Source organism: Advenella faeciporci (genome assembly GCF_014652395.1).
Lineage (GTDB): Bacteria > Pseudomonadota > Gammaproteobacteria > Burkholderiales > Burkholderiaceae_B > Advenella > Advenella faeciporci.
In genome coordinates this window covers 142,692-159,655 of record NZ_BMYS01000005.1, presented here as the reverse complement: position 1 = coordinate 159,655, position 16,964 = coordinate 142,692, and the positions used below count along the sequence as shown (strand labels likewise).

The window sequence follows — 16,964 nt, the reverse complement described above, 5'->3', positions numbered from 1 at the left end:
TAATCACAAGCGTATCAAGCTCAAATTAAATGGCCTGAGTCCAGTACAATACCGGACTCAGGTTTTAGCTGCCTAGTTTTTAACCGTCCAACATTTGGGGGTCACTTCACTCCTGCGTGGGAACGCCCATCAATTTTAGTATCAATAATATGTCGGAAATCAATCGGACAGAACTGTTCGGAAAACTGAATTCACTGCTTTACCGTTCTTTGGAAGGCGCTACGGCTTTTTGTAAATTAAGGGGCCATCCCTATGTAGAACTGGTGCACTGGCTGCATCAAATCATGCATGAGCACGACAGTGATTTCCAGAAAATCATTAAATATTTTGAGCTGAAAGCAGATGACCTCGAAAGGGGGATTGTGGCGGCCTTGGCCGAACTCCCCGGTGGTGCTTCTTCAATTTCCGATTTGTCCGAGCACCTGGACAGCGCAACAGAACGGGCCTGGATTTACGGTTCCCTTAAATACGGAGCTGCCAAAATCCGTAGCGGGCATTTGTTGCTGGGTATTTTGAAGACACATTCGCTGCGCAACGTGCTGTATGGCATTTCTCCCGAGTTTCGTAAAATCGTGCCCGATGTGCTGGCCGGACAATTTTCTGCCATCGTTAAGGGGTCAGCAGAAGACAGGAACGAGACGCTTTTTGCCTCCGGTGGCAACTCCGATTCCATGGCAGGTGCCGGTGGCAAGGGCAAATCGGCACTGGCACAGTATGCGGTGGACATGACCGCCCGTGCCCGCAATAATGAAATAGATCCGGTCTCCGGGCGTGATGAGGAAATCCGCCAGATTGTGGATATCCTGATGCGCCGGCGTCAGAATAACCCCCTGCTAACCGGTGAGGCCGGTGTGGGTAAAACGGCCGTGGTCGAAGGGTTGGCCATTCGCCTGGCCAAGGGTGATGTGCCACCGGCGTTGCGGCAGGTTCAGTTGTATTTGCTGGATATTGGCCTGCTGCAGGCAGGTGCCAGCATGAAAGGGGAGTTTGAGTCGCGCTTGCGCCAGGTCATCGATGAAGTACAGGCCAGCGAAAAGCCAATTGTTTTGTTTATTGATGAAATCCATACCCTGATTGGGGCTGGCGGGGCGGCGGGCACCGGTGATGCCGCCAACCTGCTTAAGCCTGCACTGGCACGCGGGCAGCTGCGGACGATTGGCGCCACCACGTGGGCAGAGTATAAAAAGTATATTGAAAAAGATCCGGCCCTGACCCGTCGTTTTCAGGTAGTGCAGGTTCATGAGCCCGATGAGGCAAAAGCGCTGGTCATGCTGCGTGGCCTGGCAGGCAATCTTGAGGCCCATCATCAGGTCTTGTTGTTGGATGAGGCGATAGATGCCGCCGTGCGCCTTTCCCATCGCTATATTCCTGCCCGCCAGTTGCCTGACAAGGCCGTGGCCCTGCTGGATACGGCTTGCGCCCGCGTGGCGATTAGCCAGCATGCGCAGCCTGGTGCACTTGAAAATGTCCGCCGTGAAATTGAGCATCTGGGTATTGAGCGGGGCATTGCCATTCGTGAGCGCCAGCTTGGCATTGAGAAACCCGGGCGTCTGGAAAAAATTGATGAATCCTTGGCTGTTGCCCGTGAACGCCTGGAAAAACTCGAAGCGGCCTGGCAGCTGGAGCAGTCACTGGTTACGCGTTTGCTGGCGTTTCGGGCGCAATTGCAGGAAGAGCTGGAGCGTGGATCGTTTAAGATTGAACAGGATGGCATCGAAGAGGCTGAAATCGAACGGATTCGTACCCAATTGCAGGAAGTCCAGGCCGAATTGATGGCGTGCCAGGGTGAAAACCCCCTGATCTTCCCTTCGGTGGATGCCAGTGCGGTGGCGGCCGTAGTAGCCGACTGGACTGGAATCCCGGTGGGTCGCATGGTAAAAGACCAGTTGGTGTCAGTGCTGGGCTTGGCCGATACGCTTGAAAAACGGGTCATTGGCCAGCGCCACGGGCTGGACATGATTGCCCGCCGGGTGCTGACTTCCCGTGCGCGCCTGACGGATCCCAACAAGCCGGTAGGTGTGTTCATGCTGTGCGGCCCCAGTGGCGTGGGAAAGACGGAAACCGCGCTGGCACTGGCCGAGTCCCTGTATGGGGGTGAGCAAAACCTGATCACCATCAATATGAGCGAGTTTCAGGAAGCGCATACCGTGTCCACCCTTAAAGGTGCGCCACCGGGGTACGTTGGTTATGGTGAAGGGGGACGCCTGACCGAGGCGGTGCGGCGTTGTCCTTACAGTGTCATTTTGCTTGATGAAGTGGAAAAAGCACACCCTGATGTGCATGAGATCTTTTTCCAGGTCTTTGACAAGGGCTGGATGGAAGACGGTGAGGGCCGGCAAATTGATTTCCGTAATACCGTCATTATCCTGACCTCTAATACGGGAACGGACTTGATGATGGATTTATGCAAAGACCCTGACCTGATGCCCGAACCTGAGGCACTGGCCACAGCCATGCGTGATCCTTTGCTGAACATATTCCCGCCCGCCTTGCTGGGGCGGTTGGTGGTGGTGCCATATTATCCCTTGTCAGACGACATGCTGGGTAATATCGTGCGTTTGCAGCTTGGCCGGATTGGTAAACGGATTAACGAAAATCATGGCATTGATTTCAGCGTTGGGGATGATGCGGTGAAGCTGATTATTGAGCGTTGTACCGAGGTGGAATCGGGCGGTCGCATGGTGGATGCCATTTTGACCAATACGGTATTGCCTGAAGTCAGCCGCAAGGTATTGGCCGCAACGCTTCAGGCAGAAACCCTTACCAGGCTGGAGCTGGGGTGTGCCGAGGGCGAATTTGTTTATTCCTGGTCTTAGCGGTTTTCATGATTGTTGTTATAAGCCGCTTGCTGCAGGGTTTGCAGGATTCTGTCCTCCTGGTGTTCAGCCAGTTCCCGTGTTTGCCTGAGGGTGCCTGGGCTGTTGTCTGTAAAGATGGTGGCCCGGTGCTGTTCGGTGCCATCGCGGCTTAACATCAACAAAGGGTCATGGTGGTGCAGGGGCTGACGCACGCCCTGTGGCGATAGAAGAGACACTGGGTCGGCATGATTGCGATCGCTGGCACTGGGTATTTCAAATGGATGGGCCTCTGTCTGGATGGGGGCGCCAACAGGAAGCGTGCCTGGGCTATTAAGCAGATCGGCGAAAATATCTTCCGCAGGGGGAGGAGGGGGTGGTGCTGCCGGAGCGGGTTCTTCAACAGAAACCGGAGCGGCCGGCTCTGTAAAGGCGGGTACCAGTACGGTTTGCAGGACTTGGGCTGGCGTTGATGCTGGCATGGCTGAAACGGTGGTTGCGGTGCTCACCGTGGCCGCAGTGGTCTTGCTGGCTGTTGCTGTTTCTGTTAGTGCCTGCAAAACATAAGACCCCAGCGTTATCCGGTCCTTTTCTCCAAAAGCGGCCTGTTGTTTGAAAGCCAGGATAAGCCCGTTAAGGTAAATGGGGCTGGTGCTGCAAAGATTGACAAGCACGGCATCACCCTGTGCGTTCATGCGTAATGCCGCCTGTACTTTGCCAATGGTGTGTTTTTCATCGGCAAGCACAATATCATTTTCAGGGCCGCTGCCAATGGTTCCCCCCGGTACTTGCAGTTGGCTAGTAATAAGTTTGGCAGGATCTGCGGTATTGATAATAGACAGTTTCAACATAAATGGCGTTTGGTCTTGACTCAGGGTGATGGGCGCAGCGCTTTATTTTTGGCTGGAAAGCTGTTTTTCAACACGCAGGCGTGAAGCCTGGACTTTTTTGTTTTCCCGCTCAAAGACCGGTCCCCAGGTGGGGTGGGTGCTTTCTGCCGGATCTAGCGTGTAGTCGGGGTTACCCGATAGCATTTTATTGAAGGTTTTTCCGCAGGCGGTTCTTCTTTTGGAAACACATTCGCTAAAAGCCTGGAATTTAAGGGCTTCGGTCCTGAAAGCCAGGGAACCGGTAAGCATCAAGGGTTCAGCCTTGATCTGTGTAATCAGGGTTTTGTAGTTGCCATTGGCAAATTCGGTCTTGATGGTTTCCAGTACCACTTCTTCTTCAGGAGAGTAGGGGCTGGGCGGTTCTTTGGGGGCAGTGGTGCACGCACTTAATGCCAGACTGATCAAAATGGAGCCGCTCAGGAGGGAAAATGATTTTTTGCTTGAGTATTTCATGTTAAGAAATGTTGATGTAATAAATATGTTTGATAATTAAAAAAATTATCAGGGGCGGACATGCTTCATGCCTTATTTCATGCGCCATCACCAAGCATGGTACATGTGAAACATGACAGAAATATGTTGTTTTATTAAATTGGCTTTGTTTGTTCATTATTGAAATATTTTAAGTCAAGCCTGAATCAGTTATAGTTAAAACAAGAGGGTTTTATGTTTGCTTTTCGATTGCTGCGGTCAGGGCTATTGAAAATTGGCGTTCTGGCAATGGTAATGGCCTTGGCGGGGTGTGCGGCCAGCGAAAATAAAATGGCCGTGCCGTATGCGGTTGAATTAAGGGGGGCAGATGTCATTAACCCTAACCCTGAAGGCAGATCGGCCCCGGTCAAAATAACGGTTTACGAACTTAAATCCAGCACAGCCTTTGAAACCTCGGATTTTTTCAGCCTGCAGCAAAACCCGCAGCAGGCCCTGGGCGACCAGATGCTGGAAATCAGCTCGGTCATGCTTCAACCCGGCCAGAAGGAGGTCATGACGGCCATGGGTAATATCCATGCAAAATTCCTGGGGGTCGTGGCCGCTTTCCGTGACCTGAACAATAGCCAATGGCGCTTGCTGGTTCCACTGCCCGCAGCCAAAACCACCAATCTATACAAATTCTGGCAATTCTCTCCCGACGAGGCACGCGTCATTATTGATGTAGACGGACAGTCCATCCGCTTGAACCGTCAGGCGGATAATAATTAATTGCAGACATTTTCATGAACAGTAAAAATAAAATAGTCTGGTCCGAAGGCATGTTTCTTCGGCCGCATCATTTTCAGCAGTTTGAACATTTTCTGGACAGCAATGCCCGGATTCGCCAGGAAAGCAGCAATGGATTGTTTTGGGGATTTCGTGAACTGGCGCTGGATACGGATTCGCTGGCCTTGGGAAAGGTTGTGATTGCCGCAGCCAAGGGGATCCTGCCTGATGGCACCGCCTTCAGCTTTCATGGCTCTGCCGGTCCTGCCGCCCTGCAAGTGCCTGCGGGTACTTTCGGGCAGCGGGTTTACCTGGCCTTGCCACGTTACCGTGAAGAGTCTGAAGAAGTCATATTTGATGAGCAAGAAAACTCGTTGGCGCGTTATAGCGTGGTGGAAGAGGAGGTCTTTGATTCCTGCGATGTTTCCATGGGGACAGCGGTTATACAAACCGGTAAATTACGTTTGCGCCTGATGCTTGAAAAGGATTTTGGGGATGAGTGGATCGGCATGCCACTGGCGGTTATCAAGGAAAAGAGTGAAGACCGTAAAATTATTCTTGATGATAAATATATACCACCGGTCGTTTCCTATTCCACCAGCCCGGTGCTGGGCAATTTCGTCAAGGAGATTGCAGGGTTGCTTGAAACCCGCAGTGAGTTGCTGGTGAACCGCCTGCAGCAGCCTGGCCGCAGCGGCGTGGCCGAAGTGGCCGAGTTCATGACCCTGGAAACCATTAATCGCTATAGGGGTGCGTTTTGGCACATGCTGTCGCTGGAATATTTGCACCCCGAGCGGATTTTTCATGATTTCCTGATGCTGGCCAGCGACTTGGCCACGTTTACCCAGCCTGGCAAACGCATGAGCAGTTTTCCGGCTTATGTGCATGACAATCTTTTGCTAAGTTTTGCCCCTCTTATGGAAGTCTTGCACAGTGCCCTGACGGCAATTCTTGATGAACAGGCCATTCGTATTCCTTTACAGGACAAGGGGCAAGGTCTGGTGCTTGGGCAGATTCCCGATTTGCACCTGATGCAGACGGCCGATCTGATTCTGGCCGTGCATGCCGATATGCCTGCAGAAACCGTGCGTATGCATTTTCCCACACAGGCCAAGCTGGGGCCGGTTGAGCGGATACGTGACCTGGTTCATTTGCAATTGCCAGGTATTTCCATCAGGCAGTTACCCAATGTACCGCGACAGTTGCCCTATAGTGCCGGCCATCTTTACTTTTCACTGGAAAAAAATGGCGAGATGTGGAAGCAATTGGAAAAAACCGGTGCGCTTGCTTTGCATCTGGCGGGTGAGTTCCCGGGTCTGACCATGGAGTTCTGGGCCATCAGGCAAGATAAAAGGTAATTCAGCATGCAAGCCGGAAATTATACCGATGGAGTAACGGGACAGTGGGGGTGGCAGCCAGGGCTGGAAGCCGTGCCGGAAAGCCTGAGTCCCGGAGATTATGTTATTAGCGGTTCAAACCCTTTGGTGGCGGCCGCAAACCCCTTGCTGGTGCTCATACCTCAAATACGCAATGCCCGTTCACATGCCTCACCGTCTGAGTTGCGGCTCAGGCTGATTGATGAAATCCGACTGTTCGAATTGCGTGCCCAACAGGCAGGAATAAGCAATGAAACCATTCTGGGTGCCCGCTATTGCCTGTGTACCGCCCTGGATGAAGCGGCTGCGCTTACCCCATGGGGAGGTGGTGGTGCCTGGTCGGCCAACAGCCTGCTGGTGACTTTTCACAATGAAACCTGGGGTGGAGAGAAGTTTTTCCAGTTGCTGGCCAAGCTGTCGCAAAATCCTGCCCCCTATATCGATTTGCTTGAGCTGCTGTATTACTGTTTGGCTTTGGGTTTTGAGGGGCGTTACCGGGTGGCCGATAACGGCCGTTCGCAACTGGAAACACTGCGCCAGCGCCTGCTGCTTATCTTGCACAAGGCACGTGGCGAGTATCCGCAGGCCCTTTCGGAACACTGGCAGGATACGCCAGTACAGAATCAGCTCAAGCGTCTTCCGGTTCCCCTTTGGGTGGTGGCCGTGTTGGCGGTCGCCTTGGGGCTGTTTTCATATTTGGGTTTTGCCTGGACGCTGGGCGACCAGTCAGACCGTTTGTTTGCCGGCATCATTGGCGTGAAGCCTCCTGTCTTGCAGATTGTTGCTCCCATCCGTCCCGAAACGGCCATGCCGGTTCAGCTGGATACACCGGCACGTCTGGCCAGGTTTTTGGCACCTGAAATAAGGGAAGACCTCTTGACCGTGCGTGACGAGGCAGACCGCAGCGTGGTGGTGTTGCGGGGCGATGGCCTGTTCGAGTCAGGTTCGGATGCGGTGCGATCCCGGTATCTGCCGGTCTTGTCCCGGGTGGCTGATGCCCTGAATCAGACCCAGGGCAATATTCTGGTCAGTGGTTATAGCGACAATGTGCCCATCAAGACGGTGCGTTTTCCGTCCAACTGGGAGCTGTCACAGGCACGGGCGGATGCCGTCAAGAAAATACTGGATGCCCGGCTTGATAACAAACTCAGGGTTCGTGCTGAAGGCAAAGCGGAAGCCGATCCGGTTGCTCCCAATGATACACCTGCCAACCGGGCCCGTAACCGCCGGGTTGAAATTACCTTGCTGGTTTCACCGATCGTACCTGCCAGGCAGGAGAATGAATAATGTTTAGCCGTTTTTTCAGTTTTTTATTCAGTACAGCCCTGTGGACGTTTCTGGGTCTGGTTGTGCTGTGTTATTTGATCTGGGTTTTGGGTTCTTCGCTGTCCATTAACCAGTGGTATCCGCTGGAAGACCCGGATGTGCGTGTTTATGTGATTGTGGCCATTTTCGCCATTTGGCTGCTGCGCATTTTATGGAGAAAATGGCGTGAAGGCCGTTTGAATGCCCAGTTGCTGGGGCAATTGCGCAAACCGTCCAAAAACAGGCAGTCAGAAAACCTGCCTGAAAAAGAAACGGCCGAGTTGCGGGTGTTGACTGAACGGTTTGATGAAGCCATCGATTTATTAAAAAACATCCGTTTTGAAGGAACGAAAAACCCGTCATCACTGGCGCTGTTTTCAAAGTCGCATTTGTATCAATTGCCCTGGTATGTTTTTATTGGCGCACCCGGTTCGGGAAAAACCACCGCATTGGTTAATTCGGGCCTGAATTTCCCGCTGGCAGACAAGTTTGGCAAGGTCGCCCTGAAAGGGGTGGGCGGAACCCGCAATTGTGACTGGTGGTTTACCGATGATGCGGTTTTGCTGGATACGGCCGGGCGCTACACAACCCATGAAAGTGATCCCGTTAATGACGAGGAAGAATGGAACGGGTTTCTGGATTTGCTGGTTAAATACCGGGGCCGTCAGCCTATTAATGGCGTTATGATGACCATTAGCATTGCTGATTTGCTAAGTAGCAATGACACCGACCGGGCACAGCATGCCGCCGTTTTGCGCCGGCGCCTGCAAGACCTGCGTGAGCAGCTTGGTATCCAGTTTCCCGTGTATGTCATGGTTACCAAGATGGACTTGTTGTCTGGTTTTGAGGCGTATTTCAATAGCTGCAGCCGTCAGGAACTTGAGCAGGTATGGGGTTTTACTTTTTCTTATGAAAAATCCCAAGAGGCTGGTTTCACGCTGCTGGATGCCTATAACACTGAATATGAATGGCTGAAAAAACGCCTGTTTGATGCCATGCCAACGATTATGGGCAATGAGCCTGATGAACAGGCACGAGCCAAGGCCTATCTGCTGCCGCAGCAATTTGCCAGTCTGCAGTCAATACTGGGTTATTTCTTAAGTGATGTGTTTTCTACCGCACGTTTTGAATCCCGGGTATTACCACGGGGCGTGTATTTTACCAGTGGCACCCAGGGCGGACAGACGTTTGACCAGGTGAGCGATCCGCTTAAAAAACACCTGAAAATAGAGGGTGGCCAGGCCCCGCAGTCTGGTCTGCCAAAAGAAGCGGGCAAGAGTTATTTCCTGCATAAGCTGCTTAAAGACGTGGTTTTTCGTGAATCGGGGCTTGCCGGGCTGAACCTGAAATGGGAAAAACGCTACCGTGCCCTGCAATGGACAGGCTATGGCGTGATGGCCACCGTGACAGTGGTGTGCCTGCTGGTCTGGTTGATGAGTTATCGCAACAACAGTGGCTATCTGGCGTATGTTAACAATAAACTGCCTGATTTCCGCCAGCTAAGCCAGGATATAAAAATCACCCGTGCCGGCGATGTATTGGGCCTGATGCCTTTCATGAATGCAGCGGTTGATTTGCCTGACGGTCCCGGTTTCAAGCCAGACGATGCCCCGCTAGGCTATGGTTTTGGACTTTACCAGGGTTATAAAATCCAGGCAGCGGCGGGCAGTGTTTATGATGACACCCTGAAACAAGTGCTGCTGCCGCAAATTTCACAAAAAATAGAATGGGCGCTGGAACAGGCCGACCCGAATGATCTTGAGCGTTCGTATGAAGCCTTGCGGGCCTACCTGATGCTGTATGACACGGCGCGTTATGATCCGGTTTTCCTGAAAACCTGGGTGCTGGGCCTGATGCAAGACGCTTTGCCCGTTAATTACACCCGTGCGGAATATGAGCGTTTGTCCAGTCATGTGGGGAACCTGCTTGATCAGGGCGTAGTGACCTCACCGTTTCCCAAAAATGAAGCCCTGGTAGAGCGTGTCAGGGCCAATCTGGACCGTCATTCCCTGCCGGTCAGGGTATATAGCCGGATGCAGCGTTTGTTTGCCAATGCAGAGCTCAAACCCGGTACGCTGGTTTCACTGGGCGGGGCCGAAGCGACCTCTGTTTTTGTACGCGCCAGCGGCAAGCCATTGAACGAGGGTATTCCGGGCCTGTATTCCTACAATGGATACTGGAATATTTTCAGCAAGCGTCTTGATGAAGTGGCCATGAAACTGCGCCAGGATGATGAGTGGGTGCTTGAGATTGCGGCGGGCCGTGAGGATGACCGGCGCAACAAGGTGATTGAGGACGTCAAGCGGCTGTATTTCAGTGATTATGTCAGCCAATGGGATCATTATCTGGCCGATGTCGCCTTGCGCAAACCATCTTCGCTCATTGAAGGCATAGAGTTGGCGCGCAGCCTTTCTTCCAGCAATTCACCGCTGGTTAAATATGTGAAAGCGGTTGCTTATGAAACCACATTGTTGCGTGAAGATGAGCGTAACCAGCGTTCTTTGATTGACAAGGCCAGGGAACGGGTGAGCAGTTCCACCCAGTCACTGGAACAAATGTTTGGTCCGGTGGGGCTGGAAAATGCCATCCGGCAGGACGCCACCCCCGAGCGGCTGGAAGAAATGGTGGATCGCCATTTTGTTAAATACAGGGAACTGGCTACCAGCCTTGGCCAGGGTGAGCCTGCACCCATTGAAGGCACGGTTGCCTTGCTGAACGAACTTTATACTTACCTGACAGCGGCAGATGCAGCCTTGCGTAGCCAAAGTCCCTTGCCCCCGGCAGATGTCCTGTCCAAGCTGCAGGCAGAATCAGGGCGCTTGCCGGAAGAGGTGGGAGCCATGCTGAGCGCCCTGTCGGTGCAGTCGGCCAGCGAGTTGAACAGTCTCCGGCAAGAAAAAATGGGAGAGGACGTGAATGCTACCCTGGGTAATTTTTGCCGTCGTGCCATTGCGGGGCGTTATCCTTTTGCCAATTCGGCCAAAGATGTGGCACCCAATGACTTCGCCCGGTTTTTTGGCCCCCAGCAGATGCTGGAACAGTTTTTTCAGCAGAATTTACAGCACCTTGTTGATGTATCGGGAACCCGGTTACGTTTCAAACCCGGGATAGATGGAAGCAAAGGCGATGTGGCCCGCTATTTGGGCGCTTTTGAAAATGGCGCGGTTATTCGTGACGTTTATTTTGCGGCTGGCAGGGCCGATCCCTCTTTCAGGGTGGCCATACGGCCTTTGGAAATGGACCCTGAGATCACGCAGTTCATGATGGATGTGGACGGCCAGCTGGTGACTTATTCACATGGTCCGCAAATAGGAACAACCGTAGAGTGGCCCGGTAAAAGAGGGAGCAATCAGGTCAGCATCAGTCTGATGCCCCAGACGGGCACTTCGGGGCTGTCATCAACGGGTCCATGGGCCCTGAACCGCATGCTGGATCAAGCCAGCATACGGCGGGGCAAGTCGCCTGAAGTGACGATAGCCACTTTTAATATTGGCGGGCGCAGCGTTACGCTGGAGTTCACCGCTTATTCGGCCAAAAGCCCATTCAGGTTACCTGAAATGCGGGGTTTTGCGTGCCCGGGAAAAGGGTAGCTAACGATGATGGAAATGGGTATTGACCAGTTGGCTTCATTGCTGGGATGGTATGGAAAAATGCCTTCCTCGGGTGACTTTGTGCATCGGCGTTGCGAGCCATCATTAATTAACGGCTGGCATCGCTGGTTAAGTCAGGGGCTGGTTTGCATGCATGGTTCAACCTTGCCTGAAGCGGTACGGGAATACCGGCAAGCCCCAGTCTGGAATTTTTTATTGCCCGCCTGGCAGGATGGGGGCGTCATACAAATGGGCAGTATTGCGCCCAGCCGTGACAGGGTGGGCCGCGAATATCCCCTGGTAGCCGTTTTGCAAATACCGGTTGCCAGTTTCAACCGGCAAATGATAGAGGGTTCGGCACGGTTTTATGAGTATCTGGGCAGGCAACTCTTCAGGGCGGTCAGCCAGGGGCTTTCTATTGCACAGTTTGAGCAGGATATCCAGCATGCCAGGGTTTGCCTGACACCTATGCTGCAGCGTGGGGCGGGCAGGCAAACCGGACCGGCCAGCCGGGGCGGGGATATCCTGGCTATCCTGAATGCCGGTCATGAGGTACCACCACTTGAAAAAATGGATGACGAGGTGTGTTCATGGCCCGGCTTAAGCGATTATTTCAATCCGTATTCACACAACAGTTATTGGTGGGCCAATCAGGCAGGCGGCTCGGGCCAGCGTACCCTGGTTCATGGGGGCAGCCTGAATAATACCCTGTTCAACACCTTGTTTGCGAATCCTTCCAATATTAAACGTTCATCGGCAGACGCCAGTCTGTAACAGGTAATTTATATGACGTCCCTTTCTGAATTGATCGAAAAAATTAGTCCTGATTACCAAACCCTGGCGCAATCAGGGTGGTGGCAGGGTGAGGTTACCCAGGTTGATCTTGAAAACCTGTTGCTGGACATATGGCCTGTATTACAGGGGTTGCATGATCAAAACCGGGTGTATGGTCTTTTTTCACTGGAAGCCATTTTGCTGGATCGAGCAGGACGTGCCCATTTGCTGCCTCTTTCCGAAGGGCAATTGCAGCAATTGCAGGCCAAGAATGAGTTTATTGCCGGTTATGCCGCTTTTGAACAGCACGCCGCTGATCCGGGCTGGCCAATTGGCCCCTGGACTGATGTCTATGGACTGGGCATGGTGCTTAGAAGCATGATATTGAAGCAGGCCCCGGAGTCTGCCATAAAGCGGATGGTCAAGGATGATTTGCCGCCCTTGTCTGGCCATGTGCATGGTGGCGTTTTTAGCCGGCGTTTTCTACGGGCCATTGATTGCGCCACCATACTGGAACCCGAGGTTCGCACCCGGTCTATGAATGAGCTGGTGGTGGCCATGGGTTTGGCGGATGTTTCTGAAATACGTGCCGCTACCCTTGAAAAGGTTATGCCTGTGGCACCGCCCGTTAGCGTATCGCCAACGCAAGCAGTTGCCGGGCCGAAAAACCCGGAACCGGCACCTGTACCATCTTTTGTCGCAGCAACAGAACAGGAAAACCAGGGTCCGCCTGCAAGAAAGATCGTCTTGCAAGAACATAAGCGCGGGCCGGCGTGGGGCCTTATTGCACTGGTGTTGGCAGCTGCGGCAGCAGGTGTTTATCTTTATACCGGTCAGGAAGCTGAACAGTCTGCAATAGCGGGTATGGAAACCGGAAAAGAATCAGAGCAAACCCGCACAGCCTCTGCCAATATGGTGCAGCCCAAAGACCCTGGTGAAGGAAACAGGCCACCGCAACCGCTGTGGAAAACGCAAGAGGAAGCTGTGATCAAAGCCCTGACTCAAGCCGAAACGATGGCCAACACCATTGCCGGAACGGCAAGCGAGACGCTGGATAAGGCAGTCAACGAGGTGGTCAACCAGTCTGTCAATGACGCAGTGAGCAGTGCCCGTCCCATGGCTGAAAATAACGTGGACGAAGTGGCGGCAATGATAACGGCTACTGACAATACATTGCCTGAGCCGGTTTCTGAGGCAGGCCAACAGGCGCAGATGCCTGCTGGGGATACATCAGGTATTATCAGTGAAGTATCAAATAACAGTCAGGAAATAGCAGGCATTACCTGGCAACCATCCGGTCGCACACAGGAAGCCCCTGTTACTCTTGCAGAACAGCCTGCCCCTGCCACTGAAACAATTGAACGCCAGGAACAGGAACGTCAGGAGCAGGAGCGGATTAATCAGGAACAGCTGGCGCTTCAGGAACAAAAACGTCTTGAAGCAGAAAGGCTTGCACAAGAGGAACGCAGGAAAGAGCAGGAACGGGCGGCCAGTATGGCGGTCGTCAACTTGTCTATCCAGCCATGGGGAGATGTGTATGTTGATGGGCGCAGGCGTGGTGCCAGCCCTCCATTGCGTTCACTCAGGCTCTCTCCCGGAACCCATACAATTGAAATCCGTAATGGTAATTTGCCTTCACATGTTGTGACTGTAGAGCTGAAAAGTCAGCAAAACACAACAGTCAGTCATCAGTTTTAATTGAAATTAAAACTATTGAAAACAACGGGTTCATAAAAAATGTATAAATGTTTCAGGTAAAAAATGCTGATTGGGTGAATAAATGGTTTTCAATGTTTAATTGTTGAGGTTTGTCGTATTTTTTTCATTGAAACGTCATGAATCTTTAATACTTGATGTATACGATAAACGGCATTATGAAACAGTCGTTTATTAATTTATTCAGTCAGCACCAGTGCGGAAGCAATCTGGAGTATGACGCAGACTTTCTGGATTTACAGCAGTCCGTTATTGAAAAACCCGAGCAGCAGTTTGGTGACACCATTATTCAGGCCCAGACCCCTGATTGGACGCAGGTTGAAAAAAAAGCCGCTGGACTTTGCGAGCGAACCTGCGATCTCCGTGTGCTGGCGGCCCTTGCCTGGGCATGGACAGAGCGACGGGGAATTGTTGGTTACGCACAGGGTGTAGGGCTGGTAGAAGCGGTCCTGCAAGCGCATTGGGAAGGCGTATTTCCCTTGCTGGTGGAAGACGGCTATGAAGACCCCTTGCCCCGGATGAATGCACTGGTGGCCCTGGCAGACATGCAGGGCATGGCCAGAAGCTTGCGATCTTCTTTGCTGCTGACGGGACCACACGGACAGATGACACTTAGGGATGTGGAAGCAGTACTGGATGGTTCCAAGCCCGATTTGTACCCTGGTGGGCGTTTGCGCTTGCAGGAAGTCCTTAACCAGGCCCGGATGAATGAAGCGCCTGAAATACTGGCATTGCTAAGTGTCCGCAACAGCTTGCAGGGTATACGTGATGTGGTTGCTTCCCATCTGGGGAATGAGTGGACACCTGATTTTTCAGCGTTGCTGCGTAGTCTGGAGCAGGTTATTCAGGCCATGCAAGAAGTGGCTGCTGATGACGATACTCAAGACCACGACTCGCAAGAGACGATGGCTGGTGAAAAAGCGCCGGCTGCGCTTCAGGAAACCGGTCTGTCATCCGGGGAGCGTGCGGTTTCCTGGAAGCAGGTGCAGATCAAAACCCGCGATGAAGCCATTCTGGCGCTGGAAAAAGTATGCAGTTACTTCACTGTCAATGAGCCAAGCCATCCAGCACCTTTTCTTCTCAGGCGGGTGCAGCAAACCATCCCGATGAATTTCCATGAGATTTTGCAAAACCTGATGCCATCCGGTGCAGAGCAGTTTGAGGCATGGATGCCCAAAGATGATTAATCATATTAAACGGCTGACGCCAGGCCATGCCTGTATCAGCTCACAGGAGAAATAATGAGCACAACAAAATATAACAGCGGACAAAAATTTATTGCCCGCAATCGTGCGCCACGTGTGCAGATTGAATACGACGTGGAAATTTACGGTGCAGAACGTACGATCCAGTTGCCCTTTGTGATGGGTGTCATGGCGGATCTGGCCGGTAAGTCCATCGAGCCGCAGGCCGATGTTGCCGAGCGCAAGTTCCTGGATATTGATATTGACAACTTTGATGAACGCATGAAAGGCATTAAACCCCGTGTTGCTTTTCATGTGCCCAATACCCTGGGCGGGGACGGTGTATTGAGCGTGGACTTGACCTTTGACAGCATGGATGACTTCACCCCGGCCAATATTGCCCGCAAGGTTGAACCCCTGAACGCTTTGCTGGAGGCCCGTACCCAATTGGCCAACCTGTTGACTTATATGGATGGCAAGACCGGTGCCGAAGAGCTGATTAACCAGGTTCTGCAAAACCCGGCATTGCTGTCAGCCCTGGCAACGGCACCCAAACCGCAAGAGCAGGCGGGTGAGTCTGCCAATGCCGACCACACCGAACAGTAACCGTTAACGGGATTATTCATGTATACAACCAGTACCAATCAACAGGTGGATTTGCAGGAAACACTGGCTGGTGATGAATTGACATCACTTCTGCAAAAAGAGTTCAAGCCTAAAACAGATCAGGCCCGTGAGGCGGTTGAAAATGCCGTCAAGACGCTGGCTCGCCAGGCACTTGAAAATGCGGTGACGATTTCTGCCGATGCCTATTCAACCATTCAGGCCATTATTGCCGAAATTGATGGCAAGCTGACCGAACAAATCAACCAGATCATGCATCATGCCGAGTTCCAGCAGCTTGAGGGCGCGTGGCGCGGGTTGCACTATCTGGTTAATAACACCGAAACCGATGAATTGCTGAAGATCCGCGTCATGTGTATCAGCAAGAAAGAGTTGGGCCGTACCCTGAAAAGATACAAAGGGGTGGGCTGGGACCAAAGCCCGATCTTCAAGCGGGTGTACGAAGAAGAATATGGTCAGTTTGGCGGTGAACCCATTGGCTGCCTGGTAGGAGACTATTATTTTGATCATAGTCCTCCCGATGTGGAAATGCTGGGTGAGATTGCCCGTATTAGTGCTGCCGCGCATTGTCCGTTCATTGCCGGTGCCGATCCTGCCGTCATGCAGATGGAGTCATGGCAGGAATTGTCGAATCCGCGCGACCTGACCAAGATCTTCACCAATACCGAATATGCTGCCTGGCGCAGTCTGCGCGAGTCTGAAGACGCCCGCTATATTGGCCTGGCAATGCCCCGGTTTCTGGCCCGTCTGCCTTACGGCTCACGCACCAACCCGGTTGATGAATTTGATTTTGAAGAGGAAACCGACGGTGCCAACCACGAGCGTTATGCCTGGGCCAACTCGGCCTATGCCATGGCGGCCAATATCAACCGTTCATTCAAGGAGTATGGCTGGTGCACTTCCATTCGCGGGGTTGAGTCGGGTGGTGCGGTAGCCAACCTGCCTTGCCATACCTTCCCTACCGATGATGGTGGCGTGGACATGAAGTGTCCGACGGAAATTGCCATTAGTGACCGTCGGGAGGCTGAATTGGCCAAAAACGGTTTTATGCCACTGGTGCATCGCAAGAACTCGGATTTTGCCGCGTTTATTGGGGCCCAGTCGCTACAAAAACCGGCCGAATACAACGACCCCGATGCCACTGCCAATGCCCGATTGTCGGCCCGACTTCCTTACCTGTTCGCCTGCTGCCGTTTTGCCCATTATCTCAAGTGTATTGTGCGCGACAAAATCGGCTCATTCAACGAGCGGGATGATATGGAGCGCTGGCTTAACGATTGGGTTATGAACTATGTGGACGGTGATCCGGTTAATTCATCCCAGGAAACCAAGGCTCGCAAGCCGCTGGCTGCGGCCGAAGTCCAGGTGCAGGAAATTGAAGATAACCCCGGCTATTATTCGGCCCGTTTTTTCTTGCGTCCGCATTATCAGCTAGAGGGCTTGACCGTATCCCTGCGGCTGGTATCGAAGCTGCCATCATTAAAACAGAATGATGGCTAAGCACTCATTTACC

General features: G+C 52.6%; 13 protein-coding genes. 11 read left to right on the top strand and 2 right to left on the bottom strand.

All coding sequences use genetic code 11. From position 1 onward, the window contains the following. Both IE074_RS05760 and tssH read left to right on the top strand, forming a co-directional pair. On the top strand, nucleotides 1-76 hold a 76-nt coding region (locus IE074_RS05760; RefSeq protein ID WP_189384488.1), incomplete at its 5' end, for an IS3 family transposase. Between the two features lie 73 nt (nucleotides 77-149). Then, complete coding sequence (gene tssH, locus IE074_RS05755) at nucleotides 150-2,816, top strand: type VI secretion system ATPase TssH (RefSeq protein WP_189384476.1); 2,667 nt, start codon at nucleotides 150-152, stop codon at nucleotides 2,814-2,816. Here tssH and IE074_RS05750 read toward each other — a convergent pair. Beyond that, a complete protein-coding gene (locus tag IE074_RS05750; RefSeq protein ID WP_189384475.1) occupies nucleotides 2,813-3,646 on the bottom strand; it encodes an FHA domain-containing protein in 834 nt (277 codons plus the stop codon). The genes tssH and IE074_RS05750 overlap by 4 nt on opposite strands. Nucleotides 3,647-3,688: 42 nt before the next feature. Next, on the bottom strand, nucleotides 3,689-4,138 hold the full coding sequence (locus IE074_RS05745) for a TssQ family T6SS-associated lipoprotein (RefSeq protein WP_169293086.1): 450 nt from the start codon (nucleotides 4,136-4,138) through the stop codon (nucleotides 3,689-3,691). A gap of 213 nt (nucleotides 4,139-4,351) precedes the next feature. Here IE074_RS05745 and tssJ point away from each other — a divergent pair, with 213 nt between their 5' ends. The 9 genes from tssJ (at nucleotide 4,352) to tssC (ending at nucleotide 16,951) form a co-directional block, all read left to right on the top strand. Next, nucleotides 4,352-4,885, top strand: a complete 534-nt coding sequence (gene tssJ, locus IE074_RS05740) for a type VI secretion system lipoprotein TssJ (protein WP_189384474.1) — start codon at nucleotides 4,352-4,354, stop codon at nucleotides 4,883-4,885. Nucleotides 4,886-4,899: 14 nt separating this feature from the next. Then, nucleotides 4,900-6,240: a type VI secretion system baseplate subunit TssK gene (gene tssK / locus IE074_RS05735; RefSeq protein WP_189384473.1), complete on the top strand. Its 1,341-nt coding sequence runs from the start codon at nucleotides 4,900-4,902 to the stop codon at nucleotides 6,238-6,240. A 6-nt stretch (nucleotides 6,241-6,246) separates the two neighbouring features. Beyond that, a complete protein-coding gene (locus IE074_RS05730) occupies nucleotides 6,247-7,545 on the top strand; it encodes a DotU family type VI secretion system protein (RefSeq protein ID WP_189384472.1) in 1,299 nt (432 codons plus the stop codon). Continuing rightward, the gene (gene tssM, locus IE074_RS05725) at nucleotides 7,545-11,153 is read left to right on the top strand and encodes a type VI secretion system membrane subunit TssM (protein ID WP_189384471.1); all 3,609 of its coding nucleotides are present in this window, start codon (nucleotides 7,545-7,547) and stop codon (nucleotides 11,151-11,153) included. Before IE074_RS05730 ends, tssM begins: the two co-directional genes overlap by 1 nt. A gap of 6 nt (nucleotides 11,154-11,159) precedes the next feature. Continuing rightward, nucleotides 11,160-11,927 (top strand): type VI secretion system-associated protein TagF, encoded by a 768-nt coding sequence (tagF, locus tag IE074_RS05720; protein ID WP_169293091.1) that lies wholly within the window; start codon nucleotides 11,160-11,162, stop codon nucleotides 11,925-11,927. 12 nt (nucleotides 11,928-11,939) lie between these two features. Continuing rightward, entirely contained in the window at nucleotides 11,940-13,625 is a 1,686-nt protein-coding gene (locus tag IE074_RS05715) for a serine/threonine-protein kinase (protein ID WP_189384470.1), read from the top strand. Between the two features lie 176 nt (nucleotides 13,626-13,801). Continuing rightward, nucleotides 13,802-14,830 (top strand): type VI secretion system protein TssA, encoded by a 1,029-nt coding sequence (tssA, locus tag IE074_RS05710; RefSeq protein ID WP_189384469.1) that lies wholly within the window; start codon nucleotides 13,802-13,804, stop codon nucleotides 14,828-14,830. 54 nt (nucleotides 14,831-14,884) lie between these two features. Further along, nucleotides 14,885-15,433, top strand: a complete 549-nt coding sequence (gene tssB, locus IE074_RS05705; protein WP_169293094.1) for a type VI secretion system contractile sheath small subunit — start codon at nucleotides 14,885-14,887, stop codon at nucleotides 15,431-15,433. Nucleotides 15,434-15,451: 18 nt separating this feature from the next. After that, entirely contained in the window at nucleotides 15,452-16,951 is a 1,500-nt protein-coding gene (gene tssC, locus IE074_RS05700; RefSeq protein ID WP_169293095.1) for a type VI secretion system contractile sheath large subunit, read from the top strand. Nucleotides 16,952-16,964: the final 13 nt, after the last annotated feature.